The 16586-nt window shown below is 57.2% G+C and carries 14 protein-coding genes; 2 read left to right on the top strand and 12 right to left on the bottom strand.

Translation table 11 applies throughout. The annotated features are described in order from the left end of the window. From ACWJ62_RS04600 to ACWJ62_RS04565, 8 genes are all read right to left on the bottom strand, one after another. On the bottom strand, positions 1-1050 hold the full coding sequence (locus ACWJ62_RS04600; RefSeq protein ID WP_449285120.1) for an FAD:protein FMN transferase: 1050 nt from the start codon (positions 1048-1050) through the stop codon (positions 1-3). A 9-nt stretch (positions 1051-1059) separates the two neighbouring features. After that, positions 1060-2286 (bottom strand): NADH:ubiquinone reductase (Na(+)-transporting) subunit F, encoded by a 1227-nt coding sequence (gene nqrF, locus ACWJ62_RS04595; RefSeq protein WP_449285119.1) that lies wholly within the window; start codon positions 2284-2286, stop codon positions 1060-1062. A gap of 37 nt (positions 2287-2323) precedes the next feature. Then, the gene (gene nqrE / locus ACWJ62_RS04590; RefSeq protein WP_064228854.1) at positions 2324-2932 is read right to left on the bottom strand and encodes an NADH:ubiquinone reductase (Na(+)-transporting) subunit E; all 609 of its coding nucleotides are present in this window, start codon (positions 2930-2932) and stop codon (positions 2324-2326) included. Then, entirely contained in the window at positions 2932-3597 is a 666-nt protein-coding gene (locus ACWJ62_RS04585) for an NADH:ubiquinone reductase (Na(+)-transporting) subunit D (protein ID WP_449285118.1), read from the bottom strand. The genes nqrE and ACWJ62_RS04585 overlap by 1 nt, the downstream gene beginning before the upstream one ends. Before the next feature lie 2 nt (positions 3598-3599). After that, positions 3600-4403 (bottom strand): Na(+)-translocating NADH-quinone reductase subunit C, encoded by an 804-nt coding sequence (locus ACWJ62_RS04580; protein ID WP_148609680.1) that lies wholly within the window; start codon positions 4401-4403, stop codon positions 3600-3602. Further along, on the bottom strand, positions 4396-5604 hold the full coding sequence (locus ACWJ62_RS04575; protein ID WP_449285117.1) for an NADH:ubiquinone reductase (Na(+)-transporting) subunit B: 1209 nt from the start codon (positions 5602-5604) through the stop codon (positions 4396-4398). The genes ACWJ62_RS04580 and ACWJ62_RS04575 overlap by 8 nt, the downstream gene beginning before the upstream one ends. A gap of 4 nt (positions 5605-5608) precedes the next feature. Next, positions 5609-6955, bottom strand: a complete 1347-nt coding sequence (locus ACWJ62_RS04570; RefSeq protein WP_424006411.1) for a Na(+)-translocating NADH-quinone reductase subunit A — start codon at positions 6953-6955, stop codon at positions 5609-5611. A 270-nt stretch (positions 6956-7225) separates the two neighbouring features. Beyond that, the gene (locus ACWJ62_RS04565; protein ID WP_449285354.1) at positions 7226-8680 is read right to left on the bottom strand and encodes a glyceraldehyde-3-phosphate dehydrogenase; all 1455 of its coding nucleotides are present in this window, start codon (positions 8678-8680) and stop codon (positions 7226-7228) included. A gap of 236 nt (positions 8681-8916) precedes the next feature. Here ACWJ62_RS04565 and mfd point away from each other — a divergent pair, with 236 nt between their 5' ends. Continuing rightward, the gene (mfd, locus tag ACWJ62_RS04560) at positions 8917-12450 is read left to right on the top strand and encodes a transcription-repair coupling factor (protein ID WP_449285116.1); all 3534 of its coding nucleotides are present in this window, start codon (positions 8917-8919) and stop codon (positions 12448-12450) included. 29 nt (positions 12451-12479) lie between these two features. Further along, on the top strand, positions 12480-13307 hold the full coding sequence (locus ACWJ62_RS04555; protein ID WP_449285115.1) for a CsiV family protein: 828 nt from the start codon (positions 12480-12482) through the stop codon (positions 13305-13307). Here the strand turns inward: ACWJ62_RS04555 and ACWJ62_RS04550 are convergent. From ACWJ62_RS04550 to ACWJ62_RS04535, 4 genes are all read right to left on the bottom strand, one after another. Then, on the bottom strand, positions 13282-14070 hold the full coding sequence (locus ACWJ62_RS04550) for an S-methyl-5'-thioinosine phosphorylase (protein ID WP_449285114.1): 789 nt from the start codon (positions 14068-14070) through the stop codon (positions 13282-13284). The genes ACWJ62_RS04555 and ACWJ62_RS04550 overlap by 26 nt on opposite strands. Next, positions 14067-15290: a mechanosensitive ion channel family protein gene (locus tag ACWJ62_RS04545; protein WP_449285113.1), complete on the bottom strand. Its 1224-nt coding sequence runs from the start codon at positions 15288-15290 to the stop codon at positions 14067-14069. Before ACWJ62_RS04545 ends, ACWJ62_RS04550 begins: the two co-directional genes overlap by 4 nt. Positions 15291-15314: 24 nt before the next feature. Further along, the gene (locus ACWJ62_RS04540; RefSeq protein WP_449285353.1) at positions 15315-15779 is read right to left on the bottom strand and encodes a L,D-transpeptidase family protein; all 465 of its coding nucleotides are present in this window, start codon (positions 15777-15779) and stop codon (positions 15315-15317) included. 85 nt (positions 15780-15864) lie between these two features. Further along, positions 15865-16542, bottom strand: a complete 678-nt coding sequence (locus ACWJ62_RS04535) for a TetR/AcrR family transcriptional regulator (protein ID WP_449285112.1) — start codon at positions 16540-16542, stop codon at positions 15865-15867. Between the last annotated feature and the right edge of the window lie 44 nt (positions 16543-16586).

Raw genomic sequence — 16586 nt, 5'->3', positions numbered from 1 at the left:
TCATTGAGTCACGTAGGACGAAAAGGCCGGCGTCTGGTGCGTCTCGAAGCCTTCATCCGTCCTGACAATAAAATAGGCCGGGATATTTTCCCTCACCGCGAGCTCATTGGCCCGCTCGTAGCCCATCACATTAAAACCGGTTGCCAGAGCATCTGCTGTCATACAATCGTCCGCGATAACGGTGACCGATGCCAGTTTGTGAGCAATTGGCTCACCCGTTTCCGGATCTATTGTATGGGAATAACGACGCCCTTCCGATTCGTAATAGTTACGATAATCACCGGATGTTGCCATAGCGCGTGATTCCAGCGCCACGACGCGGTTTACTGCGCGCCCCTCGGCCATCGGCTGTTCTATGGCCAGGCGCCACGTGCTGCCATCAGGTTTACGGCCATTGACGCTAACCTCTCCGCCAATCTCCACCAGGTAAGCTTCGACGCCTTCCCTCTCGAGAAAACGGGCAACCGCGTCGACGCCGTATCCCTTGGCGATGGCCGACAGATCCACATATTGCGTTGGTGTCGCACGCACGGCGGGCGGATCCACGCGCAGCTCGAGCTTCTCGAAGCCAGTCGCAGCAAGAGCCCTGGAGAGAGATTCTTCTGATGGAATCTGCTCCGGGCGTGCCTGAGGGCCGAACCCCCAAAGATTTACCACCGGGCCGATGGTCACATCGAAGGCGCCATCGGTCATCGTTGAGATCTCTTCAGCCTTCTGAAGAACCCTGAGCAAGCCCGCTGACACCGGAACCCACCCGGATTGATCGGATAGTTGATTGAAACGGGATAACTCCGAATCCTCGCGCCAGGTCGACATTGACGCATCAACCCCCTCGAGCACCTCATCAATACCGCTGGCCAGAGTTTCAAGCCTCTCCTGATCCTCGGTCAATACGACATTGATGTGGTAACTGGTGCCGAAGACAGGGCCGGAGATTTCCCAGATTTTTTCCTCTGGCTCAAACGAACAACCCGCCAGAACGGCAAAGACCAGCGCTGTAAAAGCGCTGGCCAGGGCCACCCTGGCGGGTCGTACCATGCTGAATGTCATCAGAACTGCTTAGCCTCCAAAGTCATCCAGCATAATGTTTTCATCCTCTACACCCAGATCTTTCAGCATCTTGATGCAGGAGGCGTTCATGATTGGGGGCCCACACATGTAGTACTCACAGTCTTCCGGAGCCGGATGGTCCTTCAGATAGTTCTCGTACAACACATTGTGGATGAACCCTGTGGGGCCTTCCCAGTTGTCTTCCGGCAGTGCATCGGAAAGAGCTACGTGCCACTCGAAGTTGTCGTTCTCTTCCTGCAGCCCGTCGAAATCTTCTACGTAGAACATCTCGCGAACGCTTCGGGCACCGTACCAGAAGCTGATCTTGCGCTTGGAGTTCAGGCGCTTGAGCTGATCGAAGATATGGGACCGCATGGGCGCCATACCCGCACCGCCACCGATGAATACCATTTCAGCGTCAGTCTTCTTGGCGAAGAACTCACCGAAGGGCCCCATCACGGTCACCTTGTCACCCGGCTTCATGTTGAACACGTAGCTGGACATGATGCCCGGATTGTGGTCGGTGCCAGGAGGCGGCGTAGCGATACGGATGTTGAACTTGAGAACACCCTTCTCTTCCGGATAGTTCGCCATGGAATAGGCCCGGATGGTCTCTTCCTTGTTGACCGCCTTGTAGCGCCAGATGTTGTGCTTGTCCCAATCTTCGTGGAACTCTTCCTCGATATCGAAATCCTTGAAGTCGATCTCGTAAGGAGGACACTCGAGCTGAACGTAACCACCGGCCCGGAAGTCAACTTCCTCGCCTTCAGGCAGCTTGAGCACCAGCTCTTTGATGAAGGTGGCCACGTTATGGTTGGAGATAACCTCACATTCCCACTTCTTGACCCCGAAGAACTCCTCCGGCACTTCCACCTTCATATCCTGTTTGACAGGAACCTGACAGGACAGGCGCCAGCCCTCTTTCTCTTCACGGTTGGTGAAGTGGGTCTTCTCCGTTGGCAGCATGGCACCGCCGCCGTCGAGAACCTTGCACTTGCACTGGGCGCAGGTACCACCGCCACCGCAGGCAGAGGACAGGAAAATACCACTGTTTGCCAGAGTACCGAGCAGCTTGCCGCCGGCTTCGGTCTTCAGCGTGTGTTCTGGATCATCGTTGATCTCAATGGTCACATCACCGGTGCTTACCAGCCTGGACCGGGCCGCAAGAATCACTGCGACCAGGGCCAGAACGATAACGGTGAACATGACCACGCCGAGAATAATTTCTGTATTCATGGTCTCGCCTTTTCGTTAAACCGAATCACCGGGTGAATTACAGTGAGATACCGGAGAAGGACATGAAGCCCAGGGACATCAGACCAACGGTAATGAAGGTGATACCCAGGCCACGCAAGCCTTCCGGAACGTCACTGTACTTCAGCTTCTCGCGGATACCCGCCAGGGCAATGATTGCCAGGGCCCAGCCGAGGCCGGCACCGAAGCCGTACACCACACTCTCGCCGAAGGTGTAGTCACGCTCCACCATGAACAGCGAGGCACCGAGGATGGCGCAGTTCACCGTAATCAGTGGCAGAAACACACCCAGAGCGGCATAGAGCGCCGGGATATACTTGTCCAGTACCATTTCCATGATCTGGACAATCGCCGCGATTACCCCAATGTACGTCAGCAATCCGAGAAAGCTCAGGTCAACGTTCGGCAGACCTGCCCAGTCCAGGGCACCTTCGCGCAGAATGCTGTTGTACAGAAGGTTGTTCACCGGAACGGTCACAGTCAGTACGACCACGACGGCGATGCCAAGACCGGTTGCTGCCTCGATCTTCTTGGAGATTGCCAGGAAGGTGCACATCCCCAGGAAGAAGGCCAGCGCCATGTTTTCAACGAAAACAGCCTTCAGAATCAAGCTGATATAATGTTCCATCAGAAGGCCTCCTTGGCGACATGGCGGGACATTTTGTAGTCCGGCTCTTCAACCTGCTCCGGCTTCCAGGTCCGCAGACCCCAGATCGCCAGACCGATAATGAAGAACGCGCTCGGCGGCAGCAGTAACAGACCGTTCGGAATGTACCAGCCACCTTCGTTCACCACCGGCATCAGGGAGACACCGAACAGGGAGCCGGCACCCAGCAGTTCACGGAAGAAAGCAACGAAGATCAGGAGTACGGAGTAACCCAGACCGTTACCAACGCCGTCGAGGAAGCTCAGCCAGGGGCCGTTCTTCATGGCGAAGCCTTCCGCGCGGCCCATGACGATACAGTTGGTGATAATCAGGCCAACAAACACCGACAGCTGCTTGGAAATCTCGTAGGCATAAGCCTTGAGTAACTGATCAACCACGATTACCAGTGAGGCGATAATGGTCATTTGCACGATGATCCGGATACTGCCCGGAATCTGGGTACGTACCAGCGACACCGCAAGGTTGGAAAATGCGGTAACGGCAATAACCGCTGCACACATAACAAGAGTAACGTTCATGCTGGTGGTTACCGCCAGCGCTGAACAGATGCCCAGGATCTGCAGGGCAATCGGGTTATTGCTGAAGATCGGTTCGAAGAGAACCTGTTTGGCTGATGCATCTGCCATGATCAGACCTCCCCTTCACGAAGTTTTTGCAGGAACGGCGCGTACCCGCGGTCGCCCATCCAGTAGTTGACCAGTTGCTCAACGCCGCGGCTTGTCAGCGTAGCACCGGACAGAGCATCAACCTTGTGCTCCTTGTCCTGTGCATCGGCGCCAACACCGCCCTTGACCAATCGCACCTGGGGCTCGGAACGGTCTTCGTTGTAGACCTCCTTGCCAACCCACTGGCGCTTCCAGCGCGGGTTGTCCACTTCACCACCAAGACCCGGAGTTTCTGCATGTGCATAGAAACCCAGACCTTCGATGGTGTTCAGATCACCCTCAAGAGAAATGAACCCGTAGAGCGTGGACCAGAGACCGTAACCGTGGATCGGAAGAACCACGCGGTTGATCTGGCCGTTCTCGCTCATAGTGTAGACCTTGGCAACATTCGGACGGCGCTTGATACCGGCCTTGTCTTCAGAAGACGGAATGTTGGTGGACATCTCGGGGTCCGAAGCAGCCTTGTACATGTCGTACTTCATGGGGTCCTGGACACCCACGTCGGAAGGCTCGACGAATTCACCCGTGTCCAGGTCAACCAGCCGGACATCAAAGCGTGCGAACGCCTCTTCGATCTCCTCTGCGCTGGAGCCAGACTCCAGCATGCCGGCCGAAGACAGAATATTGGTCTTGATATCCAGGTTCTGGTTCTGGATCTGGGCCGGTCGAAGCAGTACCGCTGCAGTGGACACCACCACAGAGAAGGCAATACTCAGAACCAGCGCAACAACCAGAGTGCGGGAGACGGTTTCTTTAGCTTTAGCCACGAGCGAGCCTCCGTTTGATGTTGGCCTGGACCACGTAATGGTCCATCAGCGGCGCAAACAGGTTGGCGAACAGAATCGCCAGCATGATGCCCTCGGGGAAGGCCGGGTTGATGACACGGATCAGGATTGTCATGACCCCCACCAGAATGCCGAAACACCAGCGACCAGTGTTGGTCATCGCCGCGGACACCGGGTCGGTTGCCATGAACATCATACCGAAGGCAAAACCGCCCATAACCAGGTGCCAATGCGCAGGAATTGCGAACATCGGGTTGGTCTCGGATCCGACGACATTAAGCAGCAAGGACATACCGATCATACCAATCAATACGCCGCCGACAATCCGGTAGCTGGCAATCTTCATGACCAGCAGTATCAGGCCGCCTATCAGCACCGCCAGGGTCGAGGTTTCACCCATGGAGCCCTGAATGGTTCCCACGAAAGCGCTCATCCAGCCAATCTGGGTTTCCAGGGCTTCCAGACCGCCACTTGCGGCCCAGCTCAGCGCCGTAGCGCCACTGAAACCGTCGACCGCGGTCCAGACCGTGTCACCGGAGATCTGCGCCGGGTAGGCAAAGTACAGGAACGCGCGACCTGTCAGGGCCGGGTTCAGGAAGTTCTTGCCGGTACCGCCAAACACTTCCTTGCCGATTACGACACCGAAGGTAATACCCAGCGCCACCTGCCAGAGCGGGATGGTCGGCGGGCAGATCAGTGCGAAGAGCACCGATGTAACGAAGAAGCCTTCGTTCACCTCGTGACGACGCACCGTGGCAAACAGCACTTCCCAAAAACCGCCCACGATGAATGTGACAGCGTAGATGGGAATAAAGTACGCCATTCCATATATGAAATTATCCAGAACGCCAGCACCTGCTCCGGTAGAGGCGAGTGCGGTTATGAAAGCGGTACGTAAGCCGCCATCACCGACCATGGCATCCGGAGTGGTTGCCAGGTAGCTGTTAGCCTGGAAACCAATGTTCCACATACCGAAGAACATTGCCGGGAAGGTACACATCCACACCGTGATCATGATGCGCTTCAGGTCCACCCCGTCGCGAACGTGAGCAGTGGTGGAAGTCACCTTACCTGGCGTATAGAAAATGGTGTCTACGGCTTCGTACAACGCATACCAGCGTTCGTACTTGCCACCCTTTTCAAAGTGATGCTCGATTCCATCGAGAAACTGTCTGATAGCCATCGTATTAGCCCTCGATCTCGATTCGGGTCAGGTTCTCGCGGAGAATCGGACCATATTCATATTTGCCCGGGCACACGAACGTGCACAGCGCCAGATCTTCTTCATCCAGCTCCAACGCTCCGAGCTTCTGTGCCATCTCTGTGTCACCGACAATCAGCGAACGCAGCAGCTGCGTCGGAAGAATATCCAGAGGCATGATCTGCTCGTAAGCGCCAACCGGAACCATCGCCCGCTCACTGCCATTGGTAGTGGTGGTAAAGTTGAAAAGCTTCCCACTGGTCAGCTTGGACAGGTAAATGTTCAGTACCGAGAACCGGTTCGGGCCCGGAGACAGCCATCCCATGAACTCACGCTTGTTGCCCTCTTCAAGTACCGATACCTGATTGGCAAAGCGGCCAAGGTAGGCGCATGGGCCATCGCCGCGGCGACCACCGAACACAGACCCCGAAATCGGCCGGATCTCGCAATCTGTGGCAACTTCGCCCTCCAGAAGTTCCTCGAGGCTGGCACCCAGACGGGTACGAACCAGGCGCGGCTTCAGGGCCTTGGGGCCACCAATCGCGACAATACGCTCCACCGGGACTTCTCCGGATTCAAACAGTTTGGCGATGTCGATGACGTCCTGATAATTGATGCTCCAGACCGTTTTGCTGCCGGACACAGGATCCAGGTGATGGATATGGGTACCAACGTTGCCCGCCGGATGCTTGCCATCAAACTGGTGCACCTCAACAGCGTCGGATTTGGGAACCGCCACGTTGGATCCGGGCTTGCCGGTAACAAACACTTTGCCCGTGGTCAGCTTGGTGAGGAGCGTCAGGCCTTTTTCAAACGCCTGGCTGTTCTCGCCAATGATCACCGTCGGGTCCGCTGCCAGCGGGTTGGTGTCCATAACCGACACGAAAATGGAGTGAGGGGCGGAGTCGATCTCCGGAACCTTGCTGTAGGGGCGCGTTTTGAACGCCGTCCACAAACCGGATTCCACAAGATTATCAACCACCTGCTGGCGTTCCAGGCCGGCAAGATCCGCTTCGCTGTAGCGGGCAAATGTCTCAGCCTCGTCGCCATCAATTTCGATAACGATCGACTGGAATACCCGACGCTCACCACGGTTAATCTCTTTCACCACGCCTGCAGCGGGTGAAGTATAACGAACGCCTTCGGTCTTCTTGTCCGTGAACAGCAGCGTACCGCGCTTGACACGGTCCCCCTCTTTCACAGCCATCGTCGGCTTCATGCCGATATAGTCAAAACCGATCAACGCCACGTGGCGAACGGGTTTGCCGTCTGTAATGGTCTGTTCGGGAGCGCCGCTGATGGGAAGATCCAGGCCTTTTTTGATCTTGATCATTAGCCTCATCCAATCATCAGAAACTTTTCAATGGATTCGTAACGCCCGACACCTGCGGCCCAGAAAAACCATGAGAAACGTAGTGCCAGACGTACCCAAAATCGCGCCAATTATAGAGATTAAGGAATCCTATTTCCACCAGAAACCGGAACGGGTTACGCGCTGGCAGCTAATCGAGCCGACCAACTGGCCATAAAAGCAAAAACCCCGGCAGCGGTTGCTGCCGGGGTTTTTTAATTACCGTTACCTCACCAGATCGGCGCGTTCCGGTCAGTCTCTCGCACGTTTGGGGAAGATCGGGTAATTTACGCCCGCCATCTGGTTAACCACGCGCACGACCTGGGCGCTGTAGCCGAACTCGTTGTCGTACCAAACGTACAGAATCAGGCGTTTGCCACTGGCGATAGTTGCCTGGGCGTCAACAATGCCGGCATGGCGGGAACCGACAAAGTCGGTAGAGACCACTTCCGGGGAATTGACGAAGTCAATCTGCTTCTGCAGCTCTGAATGCAACGCCATATCGCGCAGATATTCGTTTACGCCTTCCACATCAACGTCTTTCTTGAGGTTGAGATTCAGGATCGCCATGGACACGTTCGGCGTCGGCACGCGAATGGCATTACCGGTCAGCTTGCCCTTGAGCACCGGCAGCGCCTTGGCGACGGCTTTGGCTGCGCCTGTCTCGGTAATTACCATGTTCAGGGCGGCACTGCGTCCGCGACGACTACCCTTATGGTAGTTGTCGATCAGGTTCTGATCGTTGGTGTAAGAGTGAACAGTCTCAACGTGACCGTCTTCGATACCGTACTCGTCCTCAATCGCCTTGAGCACCGGCGTAATGGCATTGGTAGTACAGGACGCTGCTGACAGGATCTTGTCGTCGTCAGTGATCCAGTCGTTATTGATACCATAAACGATGTTCTTGATATCACCCTTGCCCGGAGCGGTCAGGATAACGCGGCTGACACCCTTCGATTTCAGGTGCAGGCCAAGCCCCGCCTCGTCACGCCACTTGCCGGTGTTGTCGATCACAATGGCATTATTGATGCCGTACTCGGTGTAGTCCACCTTGTCCGGACCATCGGAATAGATAACCTTGATGTAGTTGCCGTTGGCGATCAGGGCTGATTCTTTTTCATCAACCGTGATGGTGCCATCGAACGGCCCATGCACAGAGTCACGTCGCAGCAGGCTGGCACGCTTCTCGAGATCGTTTTCCGCACCACCCTGGCGAACGACGATCGCACGCAGGCGCAGGTTGTTACCGCCGCCGGCTTTCTCAATCAGGATACGCGCCAGCAGACGACCGATACGGCCAAAACCGTAAAGCACAACGTCTTTGGTGTCGTTATTGGCGTCTTCCTCGGACTGCGCTGCGTACTGCCCCACCACCGAGCCAATTTCACGCTTGAGGAAATCGGTCAGGTCGCCGCCTTCCTCTTTGAATTTAACTGCAAGCTTACCGATATCCACATGGGCACGACCAAGATCAAGCTTGTCCATAGCCTGCAGGATCGGCAGGGTGTCATGAACAGAGAGCTCGCTGTCTTCAACCTGGCGCACAAAGCGGTGGGCGCGGATGATGTCGATAACCGACTGGTTGATGATGGCGCGGCCGTATACAGAAGTAACCACATTATTTTTGCGGTAGAGGCGGCCGATCAGCGGAATCATGGCTTCCGCGGTGGATTCTCTTTCTGTCCAGTTGGACAGGTGCTGATTGATCTGTTCGTGACTCACGCTTGGACCTCTGCAATTGGCACTTGGAATTTGGGGCGCACATTATCCAATTTAATCCGGTCGACCGCAAATACGGCGCCCCCTGACCTTCGTATAGGACGCGCCGGTCAATTACGCAAACGCCGACCGCGGCGCCGGCGCCATGACAGTGACGGGCGCGAGCGTTAGAATACGCGCCTCACCGCCTCCCGGACATCCACAGCAGGAGAAACAGACCGCCCATGAGCCAAGGTGCCAGCACACGCCCGTCACCCCTCCCCCTGATTGCCCCCGAATTTCCGACTCGGCCGGCCGATCACCGAACATGGGGTCAACTGCACGGCAGCAGTGAGGCGCTGGCCATCTGCGAAAGTGCGCGCGCCCACAAGGGGCTGACTCTGGTCATAACCCGCAGCACCGCCGATGCCATCCGGCTTGAGCAGGCCATGCGCTTCTTCCTCGGACTACCCCCGGAAGAAGACGGCCCGGCGGTCAGCGAAGACGGGCTGGAACTGCTTTCGCTGCCCGACTGGGAAACCTTGCCCTACGATCTGTTTTCGCCCCACCAGGACATTATTTCCCGGCGAATCCGGACCCTGCACCGCCTGCCCGCAACCAGCCATGGGGTTCTGGTGGTCCCTGCACGCACGCTGATGCACAGGCTGCCGCCGGTAAATTACCTCCAGGGCAACACCCTGCTTCTGGAAGTGGGACAGTCCCTGGATATCGAGAGCTGGCGAATGCAGCTTGAGGCGGCGGGTTACCGGCATGCAGAGAACGTTTACGAGCACGGCGAATACGCGGTCCGGGGCGCCATACTGGACATTTTCCCCATGGGTGCCAGCCAGCCCTACCGGATTGACCTGTTCGATGATGAGATCGAAACGCTCCGCACCTTTGACCCCGAGACTCAGCGCTCAATCGACCGGATCGAACGCATTGAACTGCTGCCCGCGTTTGAATTCCCCTGGCACAAAGAGGCGCGCTCCGGATTTCGTAGCCGCTGGTTCGAGCAGTTCCCGGATGCAGACAAGGACACTCCGATATACCAGGACGTGACTCACGGCATCACCCCGCCCGGCATTGAATACTATCTGCCCCTTTTCTTTGACGAGACGGCAACTCTATTCGACTACTTGCCCGGAGCAACCCATGTTTTTACCGCCGACGGTCTGAACGATGCGGTCAGCCACTTTGACAGTGAAACCCGCAACCGGTACGAAGACCGTCGTCACGATCGCCTGCGGCCGATTCTGCCACCCACGCGCCTGTTCCTGCAGCAGGAAGAGCTGTTCGGACAGCTGAAGGCCTTCCCGAGGGTAACCGTCTCCGCCGAGCCAAAGGATGCCGCGGGAGCGGTTAACTGCCCCACGACAACCTTGCCGGATATCGCCATGGACGGTCGGGCCGCAGACCCTGCCGGTCGCCTCAAGCGGTTTCTCGGAGAGTTCGACGGTCACGTGCTGATTTGCGCCGAATCGTCCGGTCGGCGCGAGGCACTGATGGAGAACCTTGGCGAGCAGGGTGTGGAATTGAAAACCCTGTCCGGCTGGCAGGCTTTTCTCGACGAAAAGGAAAGCCCCGTGGCCATTACCATTGCTCCGATGGAGCAAGGCCTGGTGCTGCCCGAGCATTCCGTTGCCCTGATCACCGAGACGGCCCTGTTCGGCGAGCGGGTACTGCAGCGGCGGCGCCGGGACAAGCCTACGGAAACCGACGATGCCGGCTTCCGGGATCTGTCGGAATTGCGGATTGGTGCGCCGGTGGTTCATATCGACCACGGTGTTGGCCGTTACCTGGGCCTGGAGACCATCACGGTAGAGGGCGAGGCGAGCGAATTCCTGATGCTTGAGTACGCCGGGGGCTCAAAACTGTATGTGCCAGTCTCCAGTCTGCACCTGATTTCCCGCTATGCCGGCAATGACACCGAACACGCGCCGCTTCACAAACTCGGGACGGACCGCTGGAGCACAGCGAAACAGAAAGCCCTGGAGAAGATCCGTGATACTGCCGCCGAGCTGCTGGATGTGTACGCCCGCCGGGAGGCGCGCAAAGGCTTCAGCTTCGAGGATCCGAAGGAAGCCTATCGCGCCTTTGCTGCCGGTTTTCCGTTCGAGGAGACACCAGACCAGCAGGTTGCTATCCAGTCGGTGTTCGAGGACATGACCAGCGAACAGCCAATGGATCGCCTGGTCTGTGGCGATGTGGGCTTCGGGAAAACCGAGGTTGCCATGCGTGCGGCGTTCCTGGCCACATGGTCGGGCAAACAGGTGGCGGTTCTGGTCCCCACTACCCTGCTCGCCCAGCAACATTACGAATCCTTCCGGGACCGTTTCTCGGATACCCCTGTACAGATCGAGCTGCTCAGCCGGTTCCGCACCGCTGGCCAGACCAGCAAGGCGTTGGAGGCCGTGGAGAACGGTAGGGCCGACATCGTCATCGGCACCCACAAACTGCTGCAGGGCGACATCAAGTTCAAGAATCTTGGCCTGGTCATCATCGACGAAGAGCATCGCTTTGGCGTTCAGCAGAAGGAGAGACTCAAAGCGTTGCGGGCAGAAGTGGACATGCTCAACCTGACCGCCACCCCGATCCCGCGGACCCTGAACATGGCCATGGGGCATCTGCGGGATCTGTCAATTATCGCCACCCCTCCGGCCCGGCGGCTCTCAGTGAAGACCTTCGTGCGCCAGAAAGACAACGCCATGGTCAAGGAAGCCATACTGCGGGAAATTCTCCGCGGCGGTCAGGTCTACTTCCTCCACAACGATGTGGCCACCATCGAGAAGACGGCCGAGGATCTTCGTTCACTGATTCCGGAAGCCCGGGTGGGCGTCGCCCACGGGCAGATGAGAGAGCGTGATCTGGAAAAGATCATGTCCGACTTCTACCACAAACGCTTCAACGTGCTGGTGTGCACAACCATCATTGAGACCGGCATCGACGTTCCCAGTGCCAACACCATTATTATCGAGCGGGCAGACAAGTTCGGTCTGGCACAGCTGCATCAGCTTCGGGGCCGTGTCGGCCGATCGCACCACCAGGCCTATGCCTACCTGCTCACGCCACCGCCAAAATCCATCACGGCGGACGCCAAAAAGCGTCTGGATGCGATTTCGGAGGCGCAGGACCTGGGCGCCGGCTTCATGCTGGCCACTCACGACCTGGAAATCCGCGGTGCCGGGGAGTTATTGGGGGAAGAACAGAGCGGGCAGATCGAAAGCATCGGCTTTACCCTTTACATGCAGCTGCTGGACGAGGCCGTCAAGGCCATTCGCGAGGGCCGAACCCCGAACGCCGACCTGCCCCTTAGCCACGGCACCGAAATGAACCTTAGAATCCCGGCCCTGATCCCCGAGGATTATCTGCCGGATGTCCATAACCGCCTGATGCTCTATAAACGGATTGCCAGCGTGGACAGCCCGGAAGCATTAAAAGAACTTCAGGTTGAAATGATCGACCGGTTCGGATTATTACCGGATCCGGCCAAAAACCTGATCCGCCAGACCGAACTTCGATTGCGGGCAGAAGCCCTGGGCATCGCGAAAGTCGATGCCGGCAAGGAATGGGCGCGGCTCGAGTTTGGCGGCTCGACACCGGTGGATCCCCTGGTTCTGGTTAAAAAAGTGCAATCCGCACCCGACCAGTACCGGCTCGAAGGTGCCAACAGCTTCCGTTTTCGGCTGAAGGATGCCACAACCGGTGGTAAACTCGACGGCATTTCCCGGATGCTTGGCGAGCTGGAGCCAGCAAAAAATGACGCGTCCGGCTCATGAACGGCCGACCAACATGTGGAGTACGACCCTTGCAAATTGATGGAATTCGCTGGTGCCGATACCCGACCCGGGCCATCCTGGCAGCTCTGCTTCTGAGCTTTTCTCTCACAGGCGCCGCACAGCAGCCTGACAGGGCAACCTTGCCGATTGCGCCCGGCACGCCGGTTCCCGATGACTATTACCGGGCCGAGTTTGTCATTCTTGAGCGGATTGTAGAGCCGGAAGCTGTGAACGAGCGGATGTCTGATCGCTCGGTAGAGCCGCCCGTTGAAACCGAAGAGGTTCTCTGGTCATCGCTGGAGGATGGCACCACGGAAACCACCATGGAACTGGCGCCCCAAAAGGATCTTCATCTTGCCAGCGCCGCGGCCAGACTTGAACGCAGTGGCCGTTACCGTGTGCTTGTGGCTGCCGGTTGGTACGAGGCGTTTCCACCGGATTACGAAGGCACACCCTTGCGGGTTGAAGCAGGCGACTGGCTGAACGAGGCTCGCACCCGGGAAGTTGAGGGGCACATCACCATCGACCGGCAACGCTATTTGCACGTCAATGTTCATCTCAACCACTGGCAACTGGCGGAAGAGTCATCGGAGCTGCCTGCAGAGGCTGAGACCGACCTCTCTCTGGAAACACCCTCCGCTGCGGACGCACCTGACGCCAATGACTCCGCCCCAATGTCAGCAGCAACCGGAGAAGCAGCCAGTCAGCAACTGCCCATTCTGGCTGAACCCGCGCCCCTGGAATTGTTGACCTGGATTCGGGAAACCCGCCGGATGCGCAGTGAGGAAATCCACTTCCTGGATTCCCCCACGATCGGCGTGCTGGTGTTTTTCAAGAAGATTGAGGCAACGGAGTAAGCACCCCAAGGCCAGCCATCGAGACTTCGAGGATCCGTTTGACCCCGGACATTCCCTGCTCGATGGCCGCCTCAATCTCTTCCATGGTGATAATGTGGTCGGACTTTCCGGCCGCCCAGTTCACCACCAATCCGAGACAGACATAACGCATTCCAAGTTCCGCCGCCAGAGCCGCTTCCGGCATACCGGTCATTCCCACGAGATCGCAGCCATCCCGCTCCATTCGAACGATCTCCGCCGCGGTTTCCAGCCTCGGGCCCTGGGTTGCGCCGTACACTCCGAAACCGGAAAACGGCACGTCTTCTGCGCCGGCGGCATCGATCAGGATCTGACGCGCACTCTCATCGTAGGGCCAGGTGAAATCAATGTGGGTCGCCGAGTCCAGGCTGCCCTCGAAAAAGGTGCTGGCACGCCCCCATGTGTAGTCAATAATCTGATCGGGAATAACCACATGGGCAGGCCCCATATCTGCATGAATACCGCCCACGGCGTTGACACCAACCACCGTTCGGACACCGGCGTCGTATAGGGCCTTGAGATTCGCCCGGTAATTCACCTGATGGGGTGGAATACGGTGTGGGTTACCATGGCGCGACAGGAATATCACCGGCTGATCACCCAAGCGCCCCTCAACCAATGGCGCGGAAGGCATGCCCCAGGGCGTTCCGGCTTTATTCTCGCCGGTGATTTCCAGGCCAGACAATGTGGTCAGGCCTGTACCCCCGATAATCCCGACAGGGTGCATTTTCTCCGGTGACGTCATTCTGAATCTCCTGAGTCTTCCACATCTCCGGTTGTCTGGCGATTCTGCGACTTCTCTGCGCTTTTTCCGGAGGAGGCTTCCCCACTCTGATCTGCCGAACCATCGGATTGCGATCCGGACAATCGAACCCCCTCGGGCAGGTGCAGAGTCCGGGTCGGGAAGGCCACCTCGGCTCCGTAGCCTTCAATAATATCGCTGATTTTCAGCAGCACATCCTGTTTGATTTCATGGAACGGGACCCACTGGGTTGTCTTGGTAAAGGTATAAACCATGATATCCAGTGACGACGCATTGAAGGCCAGGAAGTTCACAATAAGGGTTTGATCGCTGTCGATGTCCTCATGCTGCTGCAGCATGCTCTTGATGTCCTCGACAATGGTCGCCATCTGACCGACATCGGCATACCGGATGCCTATCGTTTCGTAGATCCGACGATTGGTCATGCGGGAGGGATTCTCCACCGCGATGGTAGTGAACGCAGCATTCGGGACGTAAAGCGGTCGTTTGTCAAAGGTACGGATAGTGGTCAGACGCCAGCCAATATGCTCAACCGTGCCCTCAATATTGCGATCCGGTGAACGCACCCAGTCCCCTACTTTAAACGGACGGTCGAGGTGAATGATGAATCCCCCGAAGAAATTGGCCAACAGGTCCTTGGCGGCGAAGCCGACTGCAATACCACCCACGCCACCGAATGCCAGAACCCCGGAAATGCTGTACCCGAGGGATTGCATGGCAATCAGCACCGCCGTAATGATAACCACCGCCCGGGACAACTTGCTCACCGCGTTAACGGTGGTGTAGTCCATGGGCTCTTTCATTTTTAGGGGCGATACCAGAATCCCCTCGGCCTCCTTGACCAGGCGCAGAACCGACCACACCAGAACAAATATGAAACCGATCTGCAGCACAGACTCATTGGCCTTGAAGATCTCTGCTTCCGAGTACCTGTGAGCCACTTCCGCAGCCCAATAGACACCCTGAAGCCAGACAAAAGCCACAACCGGTTTGCGTGCTGCATGCAATAACGCGTCATCAAACAGGTTTTTGGTCTGGCTGAATTTTCGCTCGAGGGCACCGATGATATGACTGACGATGTAGGCCACCGTCGCGGTTCCAAAAACCAGCGCAAAGACAACAATTCCAACGCGCCAGGCTTCAGACAGCAGCCCGAAATTCTCGATCCAGCCATTCACCATGGCCATAACATCCCCGATCATCGGATCCCTCTGGTCTAGACAGTTTTATCGAATGGAAACGGCCGTTCCCGGCCTGACGCGATCAAACAGATCAATAATGTCTGCGTTACGCATCCGCACACAGCCATGGGACAACGGCACGCCCATGGGCTCGCTGTCCGGTGTGCCGTGAATGTATATGAAGCGGCGGAAAGTATCGACACCCGGGCCCCTGTTTTTGCCCCACTCGCGACCGCATAGCCAGAGAATCCGGCTCAGTATCCAATCGCGATCGGGATGAAGCCGGGCGAGATCCACGCTGTAGGTTTCGCCGGTGGGGCGCCGGGCACGGAATACCGTTCCAACATTAAGACCGGCGCCAATACTGGCCCGAACATAGTGTTCACCCCGCGGAGTGCAGCCACTGCCATCATTCTCTCCCGGCCCGTTCAGGCCGGTGGAAATCGGATAGGAGGCAACAACCTCTCCGCCTTCGCTTTTCAGCTGCAAGCGCTGGAGGGTCAGGTCAATATCGATTCGAACAGATGCGGAGTGCGTCAAGACCGGCCAGGCTCCCTTGGAGGTTCAGAGGGAAGCCTAACCGAGAGAGAGGAATTCAGGCAACCGAGACCTTGCTGCCAGTTGGCGGGATCAGCATCGCGTCTTCGGCCTGCATGCCGGCCGCCAGGAAAGGTACCAGGCGGGCAGCAATTTCCTGGACGGTGGTTTCCACGCCCAGCTTGTTCTGAAGAATATCGCGAAGCGCATCGCTGCTGGACATGGTGAACGCCGTTGCCCCCAGCATGAACTGGATTCGCCAGTAGCGATCCACCGAGGAAAGCTGAGGAGTCGCTTCCTTGAGCAGCCGCATGAATCGGCTGAACGGCTCGCTGTACTCTTGCTCGAGGAACTTGCGCAGATGGCCCTGTGACTGGGTATAGGCAAGCCCCAGCAGGCGCATAAATATCGAGATACCCTTTTCGTTGCGCTGGGGCATACGCACCGCGCTCTCCGTAAGCGCCCAGAGCGTCTGGTTCAGGGTTGGCGGTTTGCCGCTGCAGCGCTCTTCCAGCTCATCAAACGCGTTTTCCAGTGTGGCGGAAAACGGTGTCAGAAAGCGCGCGAATACCGCATGAATCAGTGCGTTCTTTGAACCAAAGTGGTAATTGACAGCGGCCAGATTTACTTTAGCCTTACTGGTAATCATTCGGAGCGAGGTTTCCGAAAAACCCCGGTCAGCGAACAGCTCTTCGGCTGCATCGAGAATCCGGTCAACGGTATCAGACTGCGCCATTTTGTTATCAATGCCTCTAGCAAACGTCTGTTTGAAACATACGT

The organism is Marinobacter sp. PE14, from assembly GCF_053566155.1.
The sequence above is the reverse complement of the archived record's forward strand: the minus strand, read 5'-3'. Positions and strand labels throughout refer to the sequence as shown.

Coding starts and splice junctions, on each gene's coding strand:
- ACWJ62_RS04600 (WP_449285120.1), bottom strand. CDS start 1,050: ATGACATTCAGCATGGTACGACCCGCCAGGGTGGCCCTGGCCAGCGCT.
- nqrF (WP_449285119.1), bottom strand. CDS start 2,286: ATGAATACAGAAATTATTCTCGGCGTGGTCATGTTCACCGTTATCGTT.
- nqrE (WP_064228854.1), bottom strand. CDS start 2,932: ATGGAACATTATATCAGCTTGATTCTGAAGGCTGTTTTCGTTGAAAAC.
- ACWJ62_RS04585 (WP_449285118.1), bottom strand. CDS start 3,597: ATGGCAGATGCATCAGCCAAACAGGTTCTCTTCGAACCGATCTTCAGC.
- ACWJ62_RS04575 (WP_449285117.1), bottom strand. CDS start 5,604: ATGGCTATCAGACAGTTTCTCGATGGAATCGAGCATCACTTTGAAAAG.
- ACWJ62_RS04570 (WP_424006411.1), bottom strand. CDS start 6,955: ATGATCAAGATCAAAAAAGGCCTGGATCTTCCCATCAGCGGCGCTCCC.
- mfd (WP_449285116.1), top strand. CDS start 8,917: ATGAGCCAAGGTGCCAGCACACGCCCGTCACCCCTCCCCCTGATTGCC.
- ACWJ62_RS04550 (WP_449285114.1), bottom strand. CDS start 14,070: ATGACGTCACCGGAGAAAATGCACCCTGTCGGGATTATCGGGGGTACA.
- ACWJ62_RS04545 (WP_449285113.1), bottom strand. CDS start 15,290: ATGATCGGGGATGTTATGGCCATGGTGAATGGCTGGATCGAGAATTTC.
- ACWJ62_RS04535 (WP_449285112.1), bottom strand. CDS start 16,542: ATGGCGCAGTCTGATACCGTTGACCGGATTCTCGATGCAGCCGAAGAG.